The 25628-nt window shown below is 32.3% G+C and carries 8 protein-coding genes; 4 read left to right on the forward strand and 4 right to left on the reverse strand.

Annotation, left to right across the window (positions count from 1 at the left end; genetic code table 11):
- Positions 1-765: 765 nt before the first annotated feature.
- The 3 genes from Arg41_RS07185 to Arg41_RS07195 form a co-directional block, all read right to left on the reverse strand.
- On the reverse strand, positions 766-2775 hold the full coding sequence (locus Arg41_RS07185) for a hypothetical protein (protein WP_092490670.1): 2010 nt from the start codon (positions 2773-2775) through the stop codon (positions 766-768).
- A 172-nt stretch (positions 2776-2947) separates the two neighbouring features.
- Positions 2948-7528 carry a hypothetical protein gene (locus Arg41_RS07190; protein ID WP_092490671.1) on the reverse strand — a complete coding sequence of 1527 codons (4581 nt, stop codon included), beginning with the start codon at positions 7526-7528 and terminating at the stop codon, positions 2948-2950.
- 541 nt (positions 7529-8069) lie between these two features.
- Entirely contained in the window at positions 8070-10610 is a 2541-nt protein-coding gene (locus Arg41_RS07195) for a hypothetical protein (RefSeq protein WP_092490672.1), read from the reverse strand.
- Positions 10611-12163: 1553 nt separating this feature from the next.
- Here Arg41_RS07195 and Arg41_RS07200 point away from each other — a divergent pair.
- From Arg41_RS07200 to Arg41_RS07215, 4 genes are all read left to right on the forward strand, one after another.
- Entirely contained in the window at positions 12164-13555 is a 1392-nt protein-coding gene (locus tag Arg41_RS07200) for a hypothetical protein (RefSeq protein ID WP_092490673.1), read from the forward strand.
- A gap of 1000 nt (positions 13556-14555) precedes the next feature.
- On the forward strand, positions 14556-17288 hold the full coding sequence (locus Arg41_RS07205) for a hypothetical protein (RefSeq protein WP_092490674.1): 2733 nt from the start codon (positions 14556-14558) through the stop codon (positions 17286-17288).
- Positions 17289-17658: 370 nt separating this feature from the next.
- Positions 17659-18873, forward strand: a complete 1215-nt coding sequence (locus tag Arg41_RS07210) for a hypothetical protein (protein WP_092490675.1) — start codon at positions 17659-17661, stop codon at positions 18871-18873.
- Positions 18874-20463: 1590 nt separating this feature from the next.
- On the forward strand, positions 20464-21702 hold the full coding sequence (locus Arg41_RS07215) for a hypothetical protein (protein ID WP_092490676.1): 1239 nt from the start codon (positions 20464-20466) through the stop codon (positions 21700-21702).
- 2041 nt (positions 21703-23743) lie between these two features.
- Here Arg41_RS07215 and Arg41_RS07220 read toward each other — a convergent pair.
- Entirely contained in the window at positions 23744-24865 is a 1122-nt protein-coding gene (locus Arg41_RS07220) for a hypothetical protein (RefSeq protein ID WP_092490677.1), read from the reverse strand.
- Between the last annotated feature and the right edge of the window lie 763 nt (positions 24866-25628).

Genomic DNA, 25628 nt, shown 5'->3' on the forward strand with positions numbered 1-25628 from the left:
GTAGGTTTTTTAATAATTAATCGTAAACAAATAATATAGTTTGTATCGTACTCATACATATACTATAAAAATGTATTTAACAATGACGATTTTTATGTTTTCATGGTACTAGTTTAATCGTAGTAATAGGTTAATTCTATATTCAACATCCTAATTTATATTATTTTATTGTGTAACTTTAGGTTAGATGAGTTCCAACTTAATTTTTTATTTTACTTCATCATCATTGGTAACGGTTTCGTGGAGTGAGTTTTTATTAGTACCACTATAATATATGCCAACTGCTTGGTATATAAGGATAAAAAATTTATTCTAGGAGTTGGTATGAGATAGGGTATATCTACATTCGTTTCAAACTAAGTTCTTTCTATTCTTTAGGCATATTTATTTACGCAACTAAAGTTTAATTGATTTTTAGAAAAAATATTTCTAATACTATTACGTGTTTGAATGATTATGGTCTAGCAGCTTCCTTTTGTTAACTTTTTATAGTTGTCATAAAATTAATCAATATAATATTAGTTGTATCGGTTTTTATCTAAGATATATTTTTGCCGTTACTTGAGTAATTATAATTACTTAAAAATAATGGTATTATCTTGATGCTAATACTACCGGCGCATCCTATATTATAGTTACACTAGTAATACAGGAATTTTTTGATTGTGTTGATCTAATTCCATGTGCTTTTATTATGGTGTCCATTACATGCCCAAAAAGGTGTGGTTGCTTAGCTTTCATAAATATTTACAATTATTTCTAATGCTAATGTTTTTTCTGCTTTAATTTGTACCAATTTTCTCCTAAGAATTCTAGTAGGGACTCATCCTCACTATCACCCTCTTCTGGGGATGTAGTTGTTTTTTCTTTACTGTCATCTGGGTGTAACCCTTGTTTTGACAAGTATTCTTCTAAGGAACAGAGTAATGAATCATTATCAGTGCTACTTTCTGTCTTGGTTGCAGTGCTGCTACTAGAACTGCTGCTGCTAGAACTGCTGCTGCTAGAACTGCTGCTGCTAGAACTGCTGCTGCTAGAACTACTGCTACTACTATCTGTCTTAGGTGTAGTACTACTGCTATCTTTTTCTTGAGATGTCGTGGGTTTTTCTTTTTCAGTACATTGGTCTGCTTTTGATGATTTTTTCCCAGTCATGCTTCTTTTTACGGAACCAATAAATTTTCTCACCGAGGATAATTTATCTTCGGTTTTTTCGTCATCGACTGAAATTTTATGTGATTTCCAACTAATTGATTTTTTGATTAATCTTTCTGCAAAAACTTCTTTTCCTATAATATATCCATCGCTTGTTTTATTAACAACACGCATAATTGAATCAAATAAAAATTCAGAGTATGAATGATCTGCAATAAAATTTAATCCGATCGCCGTACATTTTGATTCCTCCGGTTCTTTCTCGGGTTTTTGTGTGCTATAACTCATAATTGGAGCTGTTAATTGATGATCTTTCCAGTCATCGAGTGATGATAATAGGCAGCTTGTTCCGGCTGATGTTGTCACCAAGCATGAGGTTTTGATAGTTGACTTATCCGCAGCTGAACTGGTTGAAGGATATTCTTCGCATGCTTCTTCATCAATATTAATATTATCCGTTACGGTTCTACCTTCTTCTTTGTTGTTTTGTATGAATTTAGTCATATGTTTTGTTTGAAGTGTAGTTGCAATGCCCGTTCTAAGTTTTTTACACATATACATATGATTTTCGCATTCTTCCTTACTATTTGCATTAATGCCAGTGATATATGATAATACCCTCTCAGTCAGTGATATCATCGAGTTTCTGCAATTTACTGCAGCACTGGTGAGGGTGTCGCAGTGTTTTGTAAGTTCTGATAAATGTGAATCTATAATACTTTCAGGGTTAGGAACTGGTTCGTTTGTGGAATCAATAACCTCTTTAATTAATTCTTTTGCTTTTGTATGTACAGACATAAGATCTTTATCTGAGTACTTATTTAATGATGAATAAGACACGTCACATAAAGCTGATAAGCTGTCTGCTTCTTCTAGACATAGTTTTTCTAACCCAATAGAAGTTGCGAAATTAGCATATGATGAACAAATGTCAAATCTAATATAAGATATAATGTCCACCAATGAATATATTATTTCTGCTTTTTGGTATAGATTCATTCTAATGCTTGCGTTTAGTATTTTTTCGATTGATTCAGGTGAATTGTAATCATATACTATTGATTTGGTTGATTTTCTGAAGCTAAAACGTTTCCATTGCGTGCTTTTTTTTGCTACGTTTCCATGTTGTAATTCCGTATTACTGCCATAAATATTTTCACCTCTAGATGATTTGAAGGCATTGTCTTTACTAGTAGTCTGTGCAGGAAGAGTAGCGCTTTTTGTTCTTGTGCTTCTTTCCCTTACACTTTTTGCTTCTGATTTTTCAGGTGATTTTTGGGTTTCAACGTCGAGTTGTGCTGGCGTAGTATCACTGGGAGATTTTCCTTCGCATGATGTTAATATTGTAGATGTACTGGGTTCGCATAGTGAAGTAGTGGATGCTGTTCTAAATAATTTTTTAAGACTGAAACTTCTTCTTTTGCTTGTTTGTTTGCCAGATAATTTTTTACTTTCAATCCCAAATTCTGATTCCAGAGCATTACAAGTTTCATCATCAGATAATAATGCTATGGGAGATGATTCGGTTGACTCTAGAGATGAATCAGATGTAGATTCTGAATTATCTAGAGGCTCATTTGCTAATTCTACTCTAGCAAATGAAGGTGAGTTCGGACTCATTTTTTACTCCAAGCTAATTAATAGTTGTTCTTTTTCTTCTTACATATTCCACTGTTGCATATAATCAGTTAGCCCATATGTAAGTGTAATCATATCTAATTATTAAATTATATAATTAAAGCATTAAGTTACATTTTTATTATCCAAGTTACTTAATATAGCACTTGATATATTAAGATTTATCCAGTGATCTTTTTGCCTTTATCAATAATGATAAAGCTTTTCTGGCTTTTAATGCATCTTCAAGTAATATGGATGCTATTGACATTTCATCATCTTCTTTTGTAATGATATTTTTTTCCCATTCAGATAAAAGATATTTAACTTCAGATGCTAAATCTTTATCTAATCCATTTGACATTAAATTAGATAGGATTAATTTTGATGCGGTTATAATACCAATCCTTGTTTCAGTAAGTATGGCAACTAAAGGTTTAGTGCTATTTTCTAAAAGAGATATTTCTATAGATATTTCTTCTCTAACTAAAGTTGATTTAACAGATACAGTTGATGCAATTTGTGAAATTTTTTCTATAGTAGATTCAATTTTGCGTTGTTTTTTTCTGGTAGATTGATTTTCTGGGTGTGACCCAATGACATCCTTTTCTGAATCTACAGCAATTTTTATTTCTTCCGCTGATAATTTTACTTCTTGTTGTCTTTTTTCCAACTCAGAATAAAATTTGTCTTTTAGTTCTTCTAAATTTCCTGCAGAGTAGTTGTTGCAAGCTGTACTCATTACGGATCTTAATCTATCGATATTGCAACCATTACTTGTTAATTCTTGTTCCATTTTGCTGAAAGCTGACAAATAAAAATCTGATAATTTAACTGATTTTTCTAAATCAGATATTGCTGTAGCTAGTAAAACACAATTTAATGATAAATTTGAATACGATCTATCTAATGTGGTCAGGAACTCATCTTCTGCGTTGAGCAGCAGTTCAATAATTTCTCTATTAGAAGGTTGTTTTTCAAAAAGACGAAGAATTCTTTTCCTTATTGAAGACATGCTTTTTTCTGTAGAAATAATTTTATCACTGCTTGATTCATCTGAAATACTTGCAGATGAGGATGATCTTCTCTTAATTTTTAGCATTGACAGATCTATACCTAGATTACTACTTTTTAGTGAGCGTATAGTTTTTTTAAATGACGTGTCTTTAATTTTGGGATTCTTTTTTTTAGATTTTGATGTGTTAGGTACATTATCACTACTTGATTCATCTGAGCTACTTGAAGATGAGGATGATCTTCTCTTAATTTTTGGTATTGCTAAATTTATATTTCCCATACTACTTTTTACTGAACCTATAATTCTTTTAAAGGGTTTTGATGTGCTTGGCTTATCATCATTACTTGATTCATCTGAACTGCTTGTAGATGATGATCTTATCTTAACTTTTTGTAATACAGACTTAAAGCCTCTTGTACTTCTAGTTTTTCTATCACGTGAAGTCCCAGCTACATTTTCAAGTTTACTATCACTATCTGACATGAATATCATTGCGGCTTTAGATGGAACAGCATCTTGTATTTCTATCTCTTTATCGGCAGTTAATGATACCAATTTATCCTTTACTTTTTTAGGTATATTCTTAACAGGTTTGCTAATATTGGATGCACCACTTTTGGCAGAAAGTATAATTTTTTTAAATGCTGCTACTTTAGCGGGGGACGATTCTTTGATCTTTGTTGATTCTTTTAGTTGTTCCTTATTACCAGCTGATTGAGATGATGTTCCTTCGTCGGGATCAATACCAATATTCGTAATGCCAACTGACATTTCAGTGCTACTGAACAAATTTCTACTTAGATGGCTATCAGCTGTAGCTCTATTTTTGGGAGTATCGTATATTTCTGAAGCACTGGAGTTAGCATATCCAGGTTTGCTAGGAACGTCATAAATGATTTCTTCTGCGCCTATATTTCTTGGAGTGTCATAAATTTCCGGAGCACTGGATGAAAGATTGTTTCTATGCCCCTGTGGACTAGGGACATCATATATGTTTTCTTCTGCGCCCAGACTGCTTGGAGTGTCATAAATTTCCGGAGCACTGGATGAAAGATTGTTTCTATGCCCCTGTGGATTAGGGACATCATAGATGCTATTACCTGCGCCCATACTTCTTGGAGTGTCATAAATTTCCGGAGCACTGGATGAATGATTGTTTCTATGCCCCTGTGGACTAGGGATATCATAGATGCTATTACCTGCGTTCATACTTCTTGGTATGTCATAAATTTCTGGAGCACTGGATGAGAGTTTGCTCTTTTCGTTTCTATTTCCTTGTGTGCTAGGAAAATCATAAGTACTTTCTTGTGCGTTTCGAGACGTTGAGGATGTAATTACCATTTCCTCATAGGTGTTGCTGCTACTTTCTTCTGATTCTGAACTTGACATATTCTCATAGTAACTATTATCACCTTCTTCTGATTGAGCTCCAATTGAATTTCTTCTAGGAAGTGGAGGTGGGGTAGCAGATTTGCGGTAGCCAGGAGTATCATAGTTGTTTCCTACTACTGATGGTGTTATTGGCTCATAAGTATCACTATCACTTGAATCTGAACTTGATATATCAGCATAGTAACTACTATCACCTTCTTCTGATCCTGATATATCCTCATAGTAACTACTATTATCTTCTTCTGATTGAGCTCCAATTGAATTTCTTCTAGGAAGTGGAGGTGGGGTAGCAGATTTGCGGTAGCCAGGAGTATCATAGTTGCTTCCTACTACTGATGGTGTTACTGGCTCATAAGCATCACTATCATGTTCTTCTGCTTTAGTAGTGTTTGTTTCACTATCACTTGAATCTGATTTTGATAATTTACGTGCGATAGCTTTTTTTACTGAACCAAAAATTCTTTTCATTGAGTTAGTATTGCTGCTATTAACTGAAGCTCCTGTAATACCAGTAGAAGAATGTGCATCGGCACGTGCCGTGGTACTTTCCATCGAAGAAGCTGCTTTTCCTTCACCAAAGTCAACCTGTTCATAGATGTCTTCGTATTCCTCATCAGCGTAGATGATATCATCATCCTGAAATTGTAATTTTGCTGCTTGAAGTTCAACCGGTTCGTATTCATCATCAGCATCAGCATCAGCGTAGATAATATCATCATTTTGAGATTGTAATTTTGCTGCTTGAAGTTCAACCGGTTCATATTCAGAATCATCATCAGCGTAGATGATATCATCATCCTGAAATTGTAATTTTGCTGCTTGAAGTTCAACCGGTTCATATGAGTTGTCTTCTAGATCATTGGTGTTTCTGTTAACTTGAATGTGTAATTCTTCCGTTGAAGCATTGGCTAAATCATAGTTACTAGATGCTCCAGCTAAATTATAGGCATCGTTTTCTTCCTTGGAAGAAACTGGTCTTTCAGATTGACTGCCAATTGGACTTCTTGCAGGAATTTCGGGCGGATTTGGAATTTCATAACCGTCTATGTCTCTATTGCTGTTTCTTGCTTCTGCAAGTAAATACTCTAAACGATCATTTCCTTGTTTTTTCGATAATCTTGTTTTAATTGGTTTAGTTAGACTGCCCAGGTTACTCTTTACTGAACCAATAAATTTTTTCATGGGTGATAATATTTTTTTTCGTAATTTCTTATTTTTTGATTTTTCTGACGTTTTACTATCATTGTCGCTATCTACAGATATAGAATCAGATGAAGTTTCTTCACTGAAATTAACATAAATTTCTGATGATTTTGACTCATCATTAGTTGGCTCTTTTTGTGATAACTTAGTAGTGTTTGATCTGCTTTGTGGTTCAGATTCCGCTATGCTTCCTAAAATTTCATCAAAAGAGCTCTCTAAAGCTTCTAGTTCATTTTCCAGTATTGATCTTGTTTCACTGTTTTGAGATGTAACTTCTTGTGTGGATGAATTATCGGTAACATTGAAATCATATTCATGTTGATTTTCGCGATGAATTATTGCCTCAGTAGTAATTGAGGTTGACGGTTTAGGACTATTTTCTTCAAGATCCTGATCTTGTCCCTGGTTGTTATAACTTCCACCTTCATCATTAGAAGAACCATGGTCATTCATTTCTACAATTTCGTATCCTTGCTCATCATCTTTATCTGCAGATTCTTCACGTGTAGATTTATTGTTATTTTTTGATCCCAGTTTTCCCTTGCACCTCCTTTGGTGCAGTATCTTGTTAATTGTGCTTCCAACTAATGATGTAGGTCTAATAGAAAATCTACTAAATGTTGAGGCTGATTTGGTATTCTGTTTTGGTGTGTTTGTAAGGCTGGAACTAGATTTTTGGGGATAAGTTTTGGAATCGCTAGAAGAAGTATTTCTTAACAGTTTTACTCTTTTTCTCACATTACTTCCTATGGAACGAAGAGCCTGTAATGTTCTTACGCGAATACTACTTTTTTTATTACCAGAATCTTCAGATTTTACTCCTCTAATCCTATTTCCAACTCTGGTTAAGCCATTTGCAAGTGATTCACGGGCACTTCCTATACGAGATGAAACGTTATTACCAATAACGCTACTACTTCTAGAAACATATATTCTAGCTCTGGCTGTTATAGATCCTATTCTATTTCTTACTGATCTTGTGAACAAAGATACAGATCTAAGTCTAGACGTAAAAGAAGATCGTCCTCTATTTGCAGGAGTAGTATCAGATTCTGACAGAATTTGGACATTACTATCTAGTTGTTGAGCTCTATTTTCTTGAGTTGGTTCATTAGTGCTATTTGTGCCAGCATTTATGTTCATCTCTATCTTTCATAGTATTCCGAAAGTTACAAATAATTAATACATAATATTTTGTAGTAGAGCAATATGCATAAACTTTTACTGATTAGTAATAACTGCAAACAAAATTGTTCATAGCATTATCTTTAATGTATTAACTCTACACTTTGATGTTCTACTTTAGAATAATTTCTCTAGTAAATAATTAAGTTATAATTTATATCACTAAATAGGAATCATTAAACTCTAGAAAAATCCCCATCATGGAAATTAACTATTTTGATAAAAAGAAGAGCCACATACAAAGCAGTGGGGGGATTTTGCTTTGCATGTGATCGTTTGAGAAAAAAATTATATAATAATATTTTTATATTCGTCTCAATATGTATTTGAGTATTATCTATTACTAGTACAGATACCTACATGTAAGTTGAACTTATTGTGACTAGGGTATGTTTCTACCGTATTATTACTAATGATTAATATATTGATTTGCCAGTATTATTACAATTTATAAAACTAGAAACCATTTTTAGTACTTTTTCTTCGTATGTTTTTATAATTACTTTTTACTAATATTTGCATAAGCGCCGCCTTCATCTCCACTGTCTTCTGATGGTGTTTTTCCCATTTTTTGGTAAATGCTACCTTCATTGCTACTAGTTTCTGGGTTTTTTTCTCTCATGTCTTCGTAGGTATTATCTTCACTGCTAGCGGCTTCTGAAGATTTTTCTCTCATGTCTTCGTAAATGGTTCCGTCACTGCTAGCGGCTTCTGAAGTTTTTTCTCTCATGTTTTCGTAGGTATTATCTTCACTGCTAGCGGCTTCTGAAGTTTTTTCTCTCATGTCTTCGTAGGTATTATCTTCACTGCTAGCGGCTTCTGAAGTTTTTTCTCTCATGTCTTCGTAAGGGTGACCTTCATCGTTACTAAATCCTGATCTTGATGTTGTAGCGACGACATTATCCGAGTCTGATCTTTCTCTTCTTAGTGTATCAGATGTTGATTTTCCTCTTCTTAATACATCAAATACCGACTTTCCTCTTCTTAGTGCACCAGATGTTGATTTTCCTCTTCTTAATACATCAAGTGCTGACTTTCCTCTTCTTAATATTGCATCAGATCTTGATCTTCTTCTTACTTCTTCGTAAAAGTGTTCTTCCTCGCTACTATCTTCTGGGTTTTTGGGGTTCATGTCTTCGTAAAGGTGACCTTCATCGTTACTAAATCCTGATCTTGATGTTGCAGCGACGACATTACCCGAGTCTGATCTTCCTCTTCTTAATACTGCATCAGATGTTGATCTTTCTCTTCTTGCTGCATTAGATATTGTCCTTTCTCTTCTTGAGGTATCAGATGGTGCTCTTTCTCTTCTTACCGCATCAGATGTTGATCTTTCTCTTCTTGCTGCATTAGATATTGTCCTTTCTCTTCTTACTGCGGCTAATGATCTTTCGAAAATACTTTCGTCACTTAAGTAAGCCTGCATTCTGGCAGCATAGTCTGATTTCGTTTCACTAGTAAAGTCTTCTTCCATTTTACTACTAGATTCTGCCCCATATTCATTTTTGCTTTTTGTTTTTATCTCAGAGTTACTTTTAATAACTTTAAACTTTTTGGATAATTTTTTTGCTTTTGTTACAAATTGTGATATTTTTCCCCTTATAGTAGATTTTGATTTTTTTGTAGATGATTTACTAGAAGCTCCTTCTTCTATAGGTTCTGGTTGTTCGCATGCGCTAATATTTTCTATACTAGAACTAGAATGAACGCTTAGTTTTGTGCTTGATTCATCTGTAGGTCTTTCTTTCATTTCGTCACCTGAATTTTTTCCGAAAAGATCTTTGTATAATTCTTTATCTTTTCTACGATTAAACTCTTTCCTTTGCTTAGTACTAAGCTCAAATTTTTCTTTGGATATTTCTTCAAGTTGGGATAGTACTGATTTTTTGTTTGCACTGGTAATACGTAATTTTATGCCGGAATCAATAGTACTAGTATCCCCATCTGATTTTATGGTGCTACTAGAAGAGATTTCGCTAATTTCAGATTCTTGGTCCATTGTTTTTGCTTTTTGTTTTTTTGCTGCTGACTTGCCAGAATCTTTTATTTCTTCTTTAAGGCTAGAAGTAGAAGGAAGATCAGTACTTACGATTACAAATTCATCTTTTCCTATATTTCTTAGTATTTCATCAAAATTTCCTAGTATTTCATCAAAAGATTTTTCTAGCTTTACTAATTTTTCTTCCGGTAGTGAAATATCTTCACTTTTTTGTGATGAAGCTTGAGTTTTAGGCTCTAAATGAACTACAGCCTCAGTAGTAATTGTTATAGATGGATTACTGGTATTTTCTTCGTGATCATCATATTGTTGTTGACTGTTACAACCTCTATCCTCAGAAGAGGATTCATGATCATTCATGCTCACTGATTCATACACTGGATCTTCATCTATATCAAATGAGATTCTACTTGCAGATTTGCTGTTAGATTTAGGGCTTAATTTTCCTTTGCATTTTCTTTGGTGTAGTATTCTACTAATAGCGGTTCCAATCGTTGGTACAGGTCTGGTAGAAAACCTACCTAATATTGTTGATCTAGTTTGTTGCCTAGATGCGTTGGTAAGACTGAGATTATGGCTTTTTGACGAATGTCTTGTGCTACTGGAATTGTTCTCGTTACTTCCTTTTATTCCTACCATTTTTTTCATGCTACTACCGATAGAACGCAGGGTATGTAGAGCCCTTGTACTAACACTTTCTTTTTTTGCGACAGAATTTACATCGTCTGTCTGGGTGGCCATGGATTCAAGAGGGTTACTGGCAGTTCTTCTGCCAGAGGATTCTGTCCTGCTATTACTAACGTTACTTCTCCTAGAAACATATGTTCTGGCGCTGGCTGTCATGGATCCCATTCTACTTCTTACTGATCTCGTTAACAAAGATGCAGATTGAGTTCTATCTCTGAGTGAAGATTGTCCTCTATTTTCTGGGGTAATATCAGATTCGGAGAGTGTTTGACTTACGTTGCCCCTTTCTTGTTCCTCAACTTCTTTATTTTTTTCATTAGAGATGTTGGTGGTTACTTTAGGGTTTATGTTCATTTCTACTCTCATCAAATTTCAAAAGTTACAAGTAACTAATGCAAATCAATATGTTTAAGATTATGCTAGTGGGTGGTAAAATTATTCATACCATTCTTTATCTCAATTGTTTTCTGGGAGTCGTTTTTCAATTTCTTGCTTAATACAATAACTTTGTCTAGAAAGTATGCTCATAATTAAGTATGCATCCAAATAAGATTTACAAAAAATCTATAACATATTAGTTCACAAGATAATATTAACTGAATAAAACCCATAAATCCAATCAACTTGCAAAATAATAATAGTAAAACTCACGCTCTCAAAAAAATAGCACTGAAAGAAAACTATGATTGATTTCGTCTCAAATACCTCTAAACCAAAAGGTTATATTTATATACCAAAATCATAAGTTAACTACAATCACAGAAAAATGAATTCCTACAAAATTTTTTCGTAAAATAAATATTATGACTATTGCACTTAATAAAAGTATTATTACCAAAAACCAATAAAAATTTTACCCATCGTACTACTTAACCTAAGGGTAAGGCATGGTACATCTCGTAAAAACAAATTATTGTATATATTAATTTATGATTCATTTTCCATAACTTAACAAAAAATAATCCTAATTAGAAATCTTAAAATTTAGTATAAGATAAAATTTGAAAATAAATATTGCTTTATTTTTGATATGTAGTTATGTATATTACTATTATGGTGAAAAAAATTTAACCCCTACTCTATCAGGGGAGCCTACTAATAGATTAAAAATCAAATAACATTAAACTATATTCAAAATCACTATAAAAATTATTCCTTTAATATCTTCCAATGAGGATAAATTTTTTCATAAGAATTCCAATAAATGGAGCCACATTTTACAAAATTAATTACCTATCACTTACAATTGAATGATATTTCAAAAATATGACATTATAATTAATTACATAAAAGAATATATGTAAAATTTTAACAAAAAACTCATAGCTTAAACTAAATTAAACTCAACCAAACCACGCATAATTATTTCTTACAAAAACAATTTCCACATTTACACTAAAACATCAACTTAAAAAATCAACTTAATAATAAATGCCAAAATTGCATGAAACTCAAAAGCTTTTTAAAGAAAAATTACTACACGTTATTACTATCGTATTTACATATCTTTTAAAAAAATTGAAGTAAATTTACCTGAATTAATACATTGTAACAAATATTCACCATCATCAAAAAATAATCAATCACCATTCACCATCAAAAACAAAATGGATAAAAAACAGCACAGAGTAATAATTAAAAATTACAATGTACTTGATTATTACAATTTAAATTACTAATTATATGGTAATGTGTAAAAAAATTCTATTGAACTAACTCAAATAAACCATCTCGAAGAATCCACTGGGGGTTAGTCATCAACTAGTTGATCTTTATATTTTTTCGCAAAGAAAGAATAGGGTACAATCTAATAAAGATAGGTATATATAGGTATATTTTGTCAACTCCTATCTCGAATATGAATATAAGAAATCAATAGGGTGGAAATAATTTTGTGAGAGGATAAAATGAATAGTATAAACCCTAATAAAGCAGGCGGGAATGCTGGTGCAAATCAAAGAGCATCTAGTGTAGATGAAAAAAAAGATAGCGAAGAAAGCGGTAGCAAAAGCAGACTTTCCGTTTCTAGTGACACCAGCAATAAGAGTAGAACTGTATCAAGCTCAAACACATTACCAAAAGCACCATCAAACTCGAGCGAAGGGAAAAATTTAACTCTACCACTAGAGGAAATGGGCGCCCATGGTCCCATATACAAAACGACTAGTTCTGAAAGCTTGGAATCTAAATCTGGCATCACTTCATCAAAGGGCAACTTGTCGTTATTATCAGATAAAATAAAAAGTGCCACAGAAAAAGTTAGGAGTGTAGCTAAAAAATCAATAGGTAGAATTAAATCAACTCTTAGTACAGAAAATGATGATGATCTGCGAGCAGAGATTAGAACTCAGATACTTAGCATGATGGAGATAATAAGAGGGGAAATTAAAGAAGCAGCACAAAAAAGATTTACCAGAAGATCGGAAGCTGGTACATATACGATATCTCCTCTAGAAGAAATAACATCAAAGTCAGAGAGAAACTTGCTTTCGTTATGGGGATTACTGGAACAGCTTATAAGATCGCATGATGGCAAAACTGAGAAGGGACTGGCATCCAACCTCAGTAAGGAACAACTGGAAGACATATCGAAATTGTTGAGTAACCTGGCGGCAGAAGTACACACCGCACAGAAAGCGCTGGAAATTGAACAACAGCAACTATCTGCTCCTACATCACTTCCAGTAGCTGCTCCTAGAATAAAAACAGGCGCTAACACTGTAAAAAACACGCCAGAGGAAAAAAATATAAATACGCAGAGACCAATAGTACCTACCAGAACAAAAAGAGATACAACACCCCAGACACCAATAGCGGCTCCTAGGACAAAACCACCTCGTGTCGCTAATCGAGAAAAATCTGTAGAAGTAATGGAATCACTGGACAAACTAATTGAAGACATTGAAAAAACACAGAAAGATTTATCTGATAAATATAAAAATTACGACCTTGGAACTAGACAACCAGTAGCCCCCCCTAGAACAGCAAAAACAAATCCCACCCCTACAGCAAGACTAGGACAAAATTTGCAGCACCAGAATGCTGAGCATGGTACCAAACAAAAACCAGAAATTCCTCCTAAACCCACCCACTTAAACCAGAATACCGGACGTGCTCCCAAACAAAAACCAGAAATTCCTCCTAAACCAACTAACTTGAGCCAGAATGCTGTACATACTCCCAAACAAAAACCAGAAATTCCTCCTAAACCAACTAACTTGAGCCAAAATGCTAGTAGAAGTGCACCCCAACAAAAACCAAAAGCTCCGCCTATCCCCCCTCGCCGGGGAAAAAGATAGATCACATAAAATGATAACTACTAATGTAGGGGAAAATTTTATACCTAACATCCATATGTCTATTCTTTGATAGGCACAAAGCATGGTAGAAGTAAAACTATGTATAATAATCTCGTTCCATAATTAAATAAATACAAGTTTTATTTACCATAAATATAAGCTATCAATGTATTAGGGTTAACACATAAGTACAATGTCGTGTATTTATGTGTTGACTGTTACCAAATAGATAAACTTATAATAGTCATAAAAATGCCATAGTCACCAAAATCAATACGTGGTGTAACATAAACAGTTATAAACTAAGAGTCTTTAAGTTACTAACCTAGTATGATATTAACATATTTATACTAACACTATAAATATCAAGAACAAATCATAGATCTTGTTTTTAACATATACTGTATAAGTATCGGAGCAAAATAATTAACTATTACTTTAAAAGTATTAACTCACCAACATAGCCAAATGCATTTTAGTAGAAATCAATTATAACATTTAGCAGTAAGTAGTATAATTATAACCAAGAAAAACACAACTCCCTACCCTGGAATACGCTTACTTGTACAAAACTGAAATATAAAACGTAAAAAAGAAAAAATTTACTATCGCTAAATATGGATCTACAAAAATAAATAAAATATTTGTCACTCAGATTATTAACCCAAGAGTAATACCCGATATATATTAGAAAAGAAAAATAAATCATTGTCATTGTATATATGAGCTCTGCCATTAATTTACAATGCTTGCCGATACAAAAATTAAATGCAAACCATTACATATTAAAAATCTAGTGAGAACTATCACTGATAGATTATATTTTTGATTGTACTAGCATACCTATAAGTAAAACATTTTCGCCGCGCACAGTTGTATGTTTTTAAGTGACTACCTTTATTAAAGGCAACATCATATTTCTAATAGATAAATATTATACGCTACTCTGTTTACTAATCTTAACCTATAGATATTTGAACACATTTAGGAAGTACGAATTATGATATATGGTGATTTACGTATAGCTGGCGCCCAAAACTATGAAGACCAAGGGGAAACATCATCCTCAATAACTAATAATACAGAAATATTACTTCCAATCTACTCCTCTTGCCTTAACCGACTATCTAGACATATTGAAATAAATTTAGCTAAAACAATTATAGAAGATGAGTTAGAAAAAATTAATTATATATGGAATGAATTATCGCATGCAAAATCTCTTAATAGTGAAGAAAAATGTATACTTGCACGAAATGCTACTACAAAATTATCTGCTTACTTATCAGGTGACACTTACCTTATCCCAGAAGGATATAACCTATGTGAAGTTGCATTAGAAGTTGAAGAAGGAATTGAATTTGACGAAGAAGAAATGGAAACTGAGGTTCAATTAGAAGGAGGCGTACTTGGAATAGAAAGCGAAGATGCACTAATTAAAAATAATGAATTATTTCTATGCTTTTTAGAACGAATAAATGCCGAAAATACAGAGGATAATAATGGGAAATTTATATTAGAAAATGTATCTATTATTAATACTATTGCAGAAACTCATATAGATCACGTAGGATGTGATATTTCAACAATTATTGGATCAATTTTAGATTCATTAATAAGTGCTGCTAGCAAAGACTATAGCCTTAGTTCGCTGGAAGAAGTATTAAGTATGCTAATTGATAACGGGCTGCATAAATCCCCCGTATTGATTTCAGAGCACACTAAAATCAAAGAAATTATTCGTTGCTATGTTGATAAATATCAATTGAAATATATAGAAGAACGGGTTAATGTTCCTAGTGCTCCAGTAATGCTATGTATGATGTCTAGATCAATTGGTGAAATTTGTGGTCAAAATAAATTCACCAAATTTATTCTTGATTTGCCAGGTAAAAATAACAGACCATCTCTATATGATTCATTTGCTAGTTGCCAATTTTCTGATACTGTAAAATCAATTACATGCGCTAGCATACCTTTTGATTTTTGGAATCTTTTATCGCAAATTCTATCGAAACAAAAACAAGAACAAAAAGATGGAAGTTTTGCAAAGGATATAAAAACTTTACTCGCAATACAATCATCTTCCAATACTGAACTGGGAAAAATTATTAATAGAAAAATAATGACTGCAGCATCAGAACAAAGAGAGTTTCTAGATACTGCTTTCGTAAATGCGATAGTTTCCGCAATTGAGCATAAATCACCTGTATCTATGACTGATGCTAACAATCATAATTACATAAGTCCAAACGCAGCTAGAATTGATCCCAAATCGTTAGAAAAATTAATTTTTTTAGAGTTATTCATTGAAGGGTATTGTACAAATCAAAGCAGAATAAGTAAATATTCTTCCCTTTTACTAAGCAAATTATCATTAAAAACTGAAAATACATCTGTAAAAGTTCTTAGCCATTCTGAAAAGTTACTAAAATATTTTAAACACCCTCAATGTCCTGAAATATCCAGCAATCTACATATAAAATTCAATTCCAAAATCGATGATTTATCCCAAAAAATAGTTTTATTCTTAGAAGAAACAAAGAAAACTGAACCTGGTTGTACAAAATCATTTTTCACAAATCTATTAAGTCTACTGGAGGAAGTGTCAGTGGAGCTAATCCACCTCCCAGATAGCCCAACATCTTTTGAAAAACTGATAGAAAAATCTATACAATCAGTTTCCTCTGAGGAAGTTATAATATTAACCGGAAAATTTTTATCCAGTAAATGGATGAAAATTGCAAAAAAAACCATCACAAAGCTTGGAAAAACCTCCAAGTCACTACTTCCACAAGAAACTTTGGATATGATTTCAAAATTTGAAAAAATAATATTAAAAAATTTACCATCAAGTATGACTCTAAGAAAGTCCAAGGTATTATTCCATGAAGAAAAATTTGATGAATCTGAGGTTAAAAACACAGTACTATCTGTTCTTGGATTTAGTTACTGTAGTGAGTACAGCCACTCATATCATCACAGAAACAATCTCCCTGTTAGCTATGTTAGAATGGTGCAGAATGTATTGTTACCATCAACAAGTTCAGACATACTTGAAGAGTTAATTGTTAATGGCGTAAAATACAAACTACCGGTAACTTTGTTAAAAGATCTTGATAGATCATCGTACAAAATAGGAGAGGATAAAATATTACGATCAAAAATAGTTGGTGTAGAAGAAAAATATGAACAAGATATTCAACTAGAACTAGGAGTTCAATTCATTGAAGGAGCTATTAAACTTGGATTATCAAAAGAAGCTATAGAAGTTGCCGCATCCCTTATGAACCAATATACTGCAGCAGTAATGCTAAATGCTGGGTGGGTACCAAATCACATTATGTTCCCTCTAAAATCAGGGCTGGGAATTGCTCCTATGTTAAGTGAAGATACTATTTTCACCCTGGAGAGGTCTACGTCAGGTGAGCACATAATAAAGGCCTCCATATCTGGACATGGGAAAATATTACATGCTCAAGAAAAAGAACTGATAGACATCACAAAAAATAGGGAAGGATATATTAAAAACATAATTGCCATTGCTCCAACAGAGCATGAATTATCGTCTATAGTAAATGAAATTGAACTAAAATCAAATATAGAATTGCGAATAAAACAGGATGGATCAGTGGAAGTAATTAAAGTACGATATGAATTACCAAACCTATGCCCTGAAAAAATATCAAAAATATGTAACTCAAATGAGGTTAGGCCGTATCTACACTTCTAGTTTTTATTACACAGCACGAAACCATAAACTATTTATCTTTAACATTTGTTAAATTAATTAGATTTACTACGACACGATTAATCTCCACAGCGCTACTATAAACGTACTAACCCAGCACTTTACATATCAATTGAAAAATATTATCCGCTTGTATGTTAATATAATTTATTCAAAATAGACCAAATAAAATGAACGACAAAAACTACAGGACGTCAATACCAACTCAACCAGACAATAAAAACCAAGATTATCCTTGTCCTAGATAAATGTTCGATAACGATGATAAACTCTATTTATAGAAATGAGATTAATTACCGATGTTAACTAATCTTGTTAAATTGTTAAATTGTTATAGATACGAAAGAATAAAATGAATAGTGTTAATCCTAACCAAGAAAGAGGGATATCGCAAAATGCACAGACTGATGCTTCAGGTGGTGCTGAAGGTGGTGTGAGCGTTTCTTCTGACAGTGAGAGCGAAAAACCAAGAGCCTCTTCATCTTCTTCAGTGGAATCATCACCTTCCTATGAGCTCAACATTTCTGTTGGAAATAGAGAATTACAAAACAGAGCAGCTACAAATGTCCAATCAGAAAATAGTGACATGTATGATGATCATATCTATGAAGAATTATCATATTCCTTTGAAAATCGAGCTAAGGGAGCTAAGGGAGCTAAGGGTAGATTAGCTAAGATAAGAGAGAAGATAAAAAGTGGCGCTAATAAATTACGAACACGAATCATGGGTGCTAATCATAAATCTAAATCTGAGCCTAATATTCCATCAAAATTGGGAGTTTCATCAAAATTGGGTAAATCCGATATCAGAGAACGTTCTCAAAGCGCTCCAGACCTTTCCCCAAGAAACAATGATGTAATCGGAGAAAGCACGTTTCATCCAAGTGAGGAACATATATACGAATCCATTGATTCTGTGTACCAAGAATCACAAGGTGGAAATTCTACATACTATGGGTCTGCTCTCTCCAATCTAAGTAGCAGAAGCATGCTTGAAGAAGAAGCTTATATAAACACTGGTATCAGAGAACGATCACAAAGTGCTCCAGATCTTTCCCCAAGAAACAATGATGTACTCAGAGAAAGCGCGCTTTCAGCTATGGAGCACACATATGAATCCATTGATTCCGTATACCTAGAATCACAAGATAACGGTTCCGAATATTATGAATCTGCGCTCTCCAGTCAAGAATCACAAGATGGGAATTCTACATATTATGGGTCTGCGCGTTCTGTTATAAGTAACGACAGCATTCTTGACGAATACGATGAAACCGCTAGTGTGAACAGCGCATCAATTCCATCTGATGGGGAGGTAGCTATTGATTCTGTGCTCCAAAACAGTCCTGTGGAAGAAGAAGCAACTCCTATATATCAAAATTATCCCGTGGAAGCAGAAGCAGATTCTTCATATCAAAACTATCCTGTGGAAGCAGAAACAGATTCTGCATACCAAAACTATCCTGTGGAAATAGAAACGACAGAATATTCTCATCCTAGAAGCAGTAACACGCCTCGTCCTATGTATCCAAGAAAAAATGAAGCAAAAGATGATACGTTGCCATAAAAATCAGATGTAGCAAACAAAGATTATAGGACCCGCTCAAAGAGCTCCACTTCCTAGGCAGGCAACATGAAACTAAGCATAAAATTAGTAACAATCTCTAGTATTATAAAAATGATTCTAAGTATGCAACAAAATGAGAAATCTGTGGTATATCCACCTTTTGTATAAATTATAGCTATAGATACAGCGCCGCACGATACGCATGGTGTCACGTACAAACATGCAATTTTAAATAATTGAAGGACCATTTATTTTTTACGAAAAGCACAGTACCCTCTCTTATACCTATAACAACCACAAGTTCATCATCACCCCCCTGAACATTATTGTTGATGAAATTCAACTGGGCCAGTAGCATAGTCGCATAAGAATAAAATCAACAGAGAACTTAGGAGGAGACAACACTATCTATGATATTAACTGTCACTATAATAGGAATACACGTTATTGGACTTTCCAGGTAATCCTTGAACTGCTGGTAGGAATAGCTACGTAATTACAAATATGATAGCTTGCCGACCAAGAAACTATAAAAATTAACTTCTCAATCATTAATCCATTATCATTAACCACATAATGTACAGTTATCTTTCGATAATAAGTCATCAATGATCATTGGAAAGCTATGCCCAAAAAATATCAATAACTCCTGAAGATTTTTTATACCATCTCATAGAATATCAATATTATTTATCACGTCAAAACACATAATAATCTAAAATTGGTCTGCTAATCAATAAAAAATACATTATTTACATTTACCCATATCCTACAACTATACCTGCTATAAAACAGATATATTTTATGGATGGAATAATACAAAACATCCACTATAAATTACTAAAAAATTTTTAATATAATTTCAAACTCTCAAAAATTTCATACAAAAATTAAACTGTTGGAATAATATTAGGGACATTTTTTATGTGGGTAACCTCCACCTTATAAAACAAAACTCACCCAATATGATAATAGATCAAAACCTCTACTGAATTTGAGCAAGAGCAGTATCATGAGTTACATCAGGAACAAACGGGCTATTATGATATAACTTGCAATCTAATTCATAAGGAAAAATATATATATTTATTTTTATAAAAAAATTACAAAATTGGATATTAACATCAATAAAAGTCGATCCTAAAAATACGTTAATTATAAGCCAATCATCCGTAGATATGTGCGTGTAAATAGATTAAATCAACTTCAATAATATTAATTTATCAGGTAAAAGTAGCAAGATTTCCTTATATAATTCTATTGCTAGTTGCAACTTTTCTGATACTATCAAATAAATATTTCTATCTAATACATATACATACCTATTGAAAAATATTATACATTTTTATCTCAATATAATTTATCAAAAATACCATAAATAAAGTGAACTACGGAAACAACAAAACGTCAATACCACATGAACTCAGAGATAGATAAAAACCAACATTTTATCCTTCCGTCAAAACGAAATTTAATTTATGTGAGCACTATATTGAATCTACCTGGAAACATTTCTAGGTAAAAAATTGTACAACAAAATAAAAATATGTTGACTAACCCATTTAATTATTATGATTACGAGAGAATAAAATGGATAATATTAATGCTGACAGAGGAAGTAGAGAAAGAGAAAACAGAGTTCAACAAAATACACAGGAAGTTACTGAAAGTAACATAGGAGTTTCTTCTGACAATAAAAGCAAAGCATCAAGATCGACTTCATCTTATCGAGGAGGTGCATCATCTTCCTCCAGATTAAATATTCGTGTTGGGAATATGGGACCACAAGACTCGGCTGAAGCAAGCAGCTCTCGAGGGGACCACGGCCCCGGAGACTCACCAGACACTAGGAGTAATGGTAAGGGAAAATTAGGAAAAGTGATGCATAAGATAAGAAACCATTTCGGTAAATTACGAACAAAAACTTCGGGCACTAATCATAGGTCTGAATCAGAACCTAATATTCCATCAAAAGCAGGCGTGTCAAATTTCAGAGAGTACTCACAAAGTGCTCCAGATATTTCTTCAAGAGAAAATGCTAGCAAACCTGAATCAAGACTTGAAAAAATTAAATTAAAATTATCAAAACTATCCAATTCAATAGAATTTAAATTTCCCACTCGTGGAAAGAAAGAAACCCCAAGTCCAGGAAATAAAATGATGTATGGCACGCAAGAAAAACTAAACAGTGCTAGTAGTTATGCACACCAAGAATTAGATGATAGCTGTGATAGTGAATTCGATAGCTATGATAGTGAATTCGATAGCTATGATAGTGAACTCGATAGCTATGATAGTGAATTCGACGACAGTGACTTCGATAATAGCTCTGTATCTATATACGAAAATTGCCGTACAGATACATCGTCCCCAATATATGACACCCCTCCTGAGACCCCTCCTTTACCGAATACAGGTAGAACACCGTCTCCAATATATGACACCCCTCCTTTACAGAATACAGGTAGAACACCATCTCCAATATATGACACCCCTCCTTTACAGAATACAGGTAGAACACCATCTCCAATATATGACACCCCTCCTTTACAGAAAATAGATGCTGCCACAAACCAAGTCCGTGGTAATCGTCATTTGGCAAGTAATGGGGAACGTATATACGCTGAAATCGAACCTACAGGCAACGAACAAGAACATTCAACTGTGGGAATGGAAGCAACAAATACAGTGGTGGGCGAATCCCCTCGTTCCATGCACGATGCCCCTCCTCTTCTACCAGAAAGAAATAAGGTTGGAGGCCAGGCAGAAGCAGATGCTGCGTTGTTAACCAAGAAAAAACGTAGAGGTTTTCTGAGATTTAAGAAATAGAACATATTATGATCAAAGTAGCATCAGAAAATAGGAAATAAAAATTTAATCTTAATGTCAAACTTGATTATCAGTAAGAACAGCTATCAATGGTAAAATACATTAAAGTGTGGAACAAAGGCACATTATAATAGACTTACCTTTTATATAAATATAATTGTGAATAATACATCACATGTTGCCACAGAAGCACCTATGAGTTTTAATAAAATATCATTTATTTTTATTAAAATAATTGCTTGTATTATTATCCGTGATTCTATGTCAATACATTATGAATAAAATCTGTATAAATTGGTAAAATATAGTAGCACAACAACTAGATTAAACTCATACCTCTCTTAGAAAATAATTATCTATTTATTAATCTGTTTAATTAAGTTAAAACAAAACGACCTCTAGAAATCACAACGCACTAACGACACACAGATGTACGATCAGAAATAGTTCTACTCAGAATAGCATAAATAGCTCTTATTATCTACGACGTTAATATCAACCATTATCTAGAAAGCGCAATTTATCACAAACAAGTCCGTTACAGCAGTTTATGCAGCAACATATAACAGTGAAGGTCGCACAAAAAATTTATGTTGCATTACCAATAAAAGTCAAAAAATATAATCATCTCCGTCAGTATCTTATTATGACCTAGGTAGTTTTATAATTTTTGTCTACAGTGGAATAACACAAAACAAATCAATGAAAAAAGAAGGCAAAGAAACACTTGTGAAAAATTTTAAATTTATATAAGAATGATATGAAAACCATTTCCAACAGATAAAAAGCAACACTGATATTCTCGGGATAATTAGATTAAAAAACACATTCATAACAAAAAAATAGTATAAATTTGGTAAGTCTAGCCTATATCTAAATTAATATAATTAAATCGAGATCAAATAAATACTAATCCTTCAGGATCCTTCAGGAACAAAAATAAGTTTATCAAATCCTAAACTAAATGTGTATAGTCTAATTACAGAGTAGTAAAATATACACCTAAGAGAAGAAGGTTATTCAAAAACACATATATCGACATAGAAGAAATACCCCTTCTATCTTACGATACAGGAAAATAAATAACATCCGGCAATTACGTAGATAGAAACTCAGAGAAATCCGTGAAAAAATTTATATTTAGCACTGTAATAATCACACGACAGCACCCATTAGCAATACAGTTTAGAGATTCCTAATCTCTACTTCTGATCATGTCACCACCAGTAGTACACACCAAGGTATCGCATAATAATCTTAAATAATAACATTAGAGCAAATAAGATAATTTACCAGAAAAATAAACTTCCTATAAACCCAACCATAAACCCTCATTCTAAAAATCCACTCTGATCAAAAAACTCGCACCATAAAAATTTGTTGTAAATCAATAATAAAACTTATTTCAAAGCCACGTTCTAAAATAAAAATCCACAGAAGTCACCACAACATTCAACAAAAAACAGCCAAACACAAGTAATAAATTATCACTAATATTACAATCTAGATAAATTTATTTAATCTAATCTAAAACGAAATTTAAATTTCCCAAAAAGTAGCACATAAAGGATGCACCTTTATCATTAGTGAATTAAAAATAAGCGCACTAAGTTTATTATGTTTGATTTTATTCTTATCGAAATAAATAATTAATTTTCACAATGGGTGGTCACAATGGGAACTTTTCTAGCACTTAATAATATTATTTAGTGATATAAATTATGGGCATACTTAATTATGAGCATACTTTCTAGACAAAGTTATTGTATTAAGCAAGAAATTGAAAAACGACTCCCAGAAAACAATTGAGATAAAGAATGGTATGAATAATTTTACCACCCACTAGCATAATTATAGAGATTTATTAATATAAATCTTTTATAGGGATTGGCAATTTTAGGCTTTGTCATGTATTTTTCTTATAAGGTATTACTCAGAGGTAGTAGTTATTTTTTAGCCTATATAATTTTTTCATCATTTGCTTGATTAAATCATTGATATTTAATAAATCTGAGATCTATTTTCATTGCTTTCCAATGTATTAGTAATATTTGCTACTTAATTCTTCCTCTAATATTTTCTCTAAGTATTTCTTAGAATAGTATAATATTTTTTTCATAGAACTCCCTCTGCAAACAATAATTATGTTATCTTCAATTACGCTGGCGCTGGGGTTTTTTGTCATATATTCCATGATTTTTTCTTCTAGTTGTTCTTTCGATTGTTTTATAAAATCTCTGACATGTCTTGGTGTGGTATTATTACGCCTCAATTCTCGTAATCCCATTTTTGAATTATTCTCTACAGTGAAAATAATATCATCTAATTCTTCACTTATACTACTTAATACCATTTCCCCAAGAAATGTATCAAATGCAAATGATATGCAACATTCTTCGTCTTGTCCTAAGTTGTCAAAAATATCAACAAATTTTGACAATATGTATTCATAATTTTCTGTTATATGCTCAACATAGAGATCACTAAATGTAGCAAATGAAATTTTTTTCTCATAAAAATGTGCCGCAAGATTTTTTTTAATGCACTGCTTTTTATGTAGATCACCTATTTTTATGAATATACTGTTTACTAAATCAAATTTGTTATCATCTTCAAGTATGGTTTCTTTTATTTTTTTGATTATGGTTCCCTTAATATCAGTGCTACTCTCACATTTATTAAGTAAGTATATTATTTCGTGTTTTGCAAGACGGATCGCCTTTTTTGAAATTTTTTCATTTACAAATTTTATCATTAAATTATTAAGTACTTCAAATGGATAATAAGTTGAGGCTTCTCCAGAAAGTATAGATAAAAATTCTTTTTTTTCTTCCCACGATCCACAATTTATTTCATTTAGTTTTTTTGCAAATGAATTGAGTAAAGGGTTAATAATCGATTTTGATTTATTATTGATTTCCGACTCCCACTTTTTATAGATAAGGATCCTTCTGAGTTCAGCCGGAGATGGTGGTCTATTTAATCTATCGTAGCTATAACCATAACTTTTTTCCCTAATAGGTTCTTTTGTTTTGATTATTTCTAATAAGGTATTTATTCTTACATCAAAGGTAGAGTTTGATTCACAAACTTTTTTTTCCTCTTCTTTATTTTCTAAGTCATAATATTCATAAGAAGATGATAAAGTGGGTTGATTAATCACAATTTTATCTTCCTTTGCACTAATATACCTTGCTTGAAAAAAAGAAGGTAAAGCATAAGCACAAGTTCTGCAGTTTTTGTGCTCAACAAATTATTTTGTTCCAATTAGTATTTTTAATAATTAATATCGAAAGCGAACTTATTTTTCTCTTCTAAATCACGATCACCATATAGAGATGATGGTGATTTAATTATACTTTACAAAAAATGTATGTGCAATCCTGAGCATGGCGTTACAGTAATTAAAGTTTAAATCTGGGATGGTGGTAGTACTACATTATATAGTAGATGTATATCAATATAAAATTTTTATTTATACTTCCTAAGTTAATAACTTTAAATTTCGTGCTTTATTTTTTATAAAGTATGATTTCTAGAAGTAAGAAAGTTGATTAAAATGTTTATGTTTATGTTTATGTTTATGTTTATGTTTATGTTTTATGGTGTTTTTTTGTTTTCTTAATTTCACTTTTTAATGCATCTATAAATGTTATTATTGTCTAATAATAGATATTAAATTTTACTATATTAAGTAACTAGTAATTAAATAATTACTATGCTTCTCACAATTTCTGCAGCGATTGCAATAATATCATTATATGTCTATGAATAGCAATTTAACTATGTCATCTAAAATATTAGCTAGTTGCGAAAAATAATTTTTTCTTGAATTTGTATGAATTACATATGTTAAGTTGTGGATGTTAATATTTATAATCCATAACTTAATATTTGAAATAAATCACATATATAATATATTTTTT

Origin of the sequence: Candidatus Ichthyocystis hellenicum (genome assembly GCF_001460935.1) — a bacterium.
GTDB lineage: Bacteria > Pseudomonadota > Gammaproteobacteria > Burkholderiales > 2013Ark19i > Ichthyocystis > Ichthyocystis hellenicum.

Bases quoted from the DNA above. Each gene is read 5' to 3' on its own strand.
- Arg41_RS07185 (WP_092490670.1), bottom strand. From the start codon at position 2,775: ATGAGTCCGAACTCACCTTCATTTGCTAGAGTAGAATTAGCAAATGAG.
- Arg41_RS07190 (WP_092490671.1), bottom strand. From the start codon at position 7,528: ATGAACATAAATGCTGGCACAAATAGCACTAATGAACCAACTCAAGAA.
- Arg41_RS07195 (WP_092490672.1), bottom strand. From the start codon at position 10,610: ATGAACATAAACCCTAAAGTAACCACCAACATCTCTAATGAAAAAAAT.
- Arg41_RS07200 (WP_092490673.1), top strand. From the start codon at position 12,164: ATGAATAGTATAAACCCTAATAAAGCAGGCGGGAATGCTGGTGCAAAT.
- Arg41_RS07205 (WP_092490674.1), top strand. From the start codon at position 14,556: ATGATATATGGTGATTTACGTATAGCTGGCGCCCAAAACTATGAAGAC.
- Arg41_RS07210 (WP_092490675.1), top strand. From the start codon at position 17,659: ATGAATAGTGTTAATCCTAACCAAGAAAGAGGGATATCGCAAAATGCA.
- Arg41_RS07215 (WP_092490676.1), top strand. From the start codon at position 20,464: ATGGATAATATTAATGCTGACAGAGGAAGTAGAGAAAGAGAAAACAGA.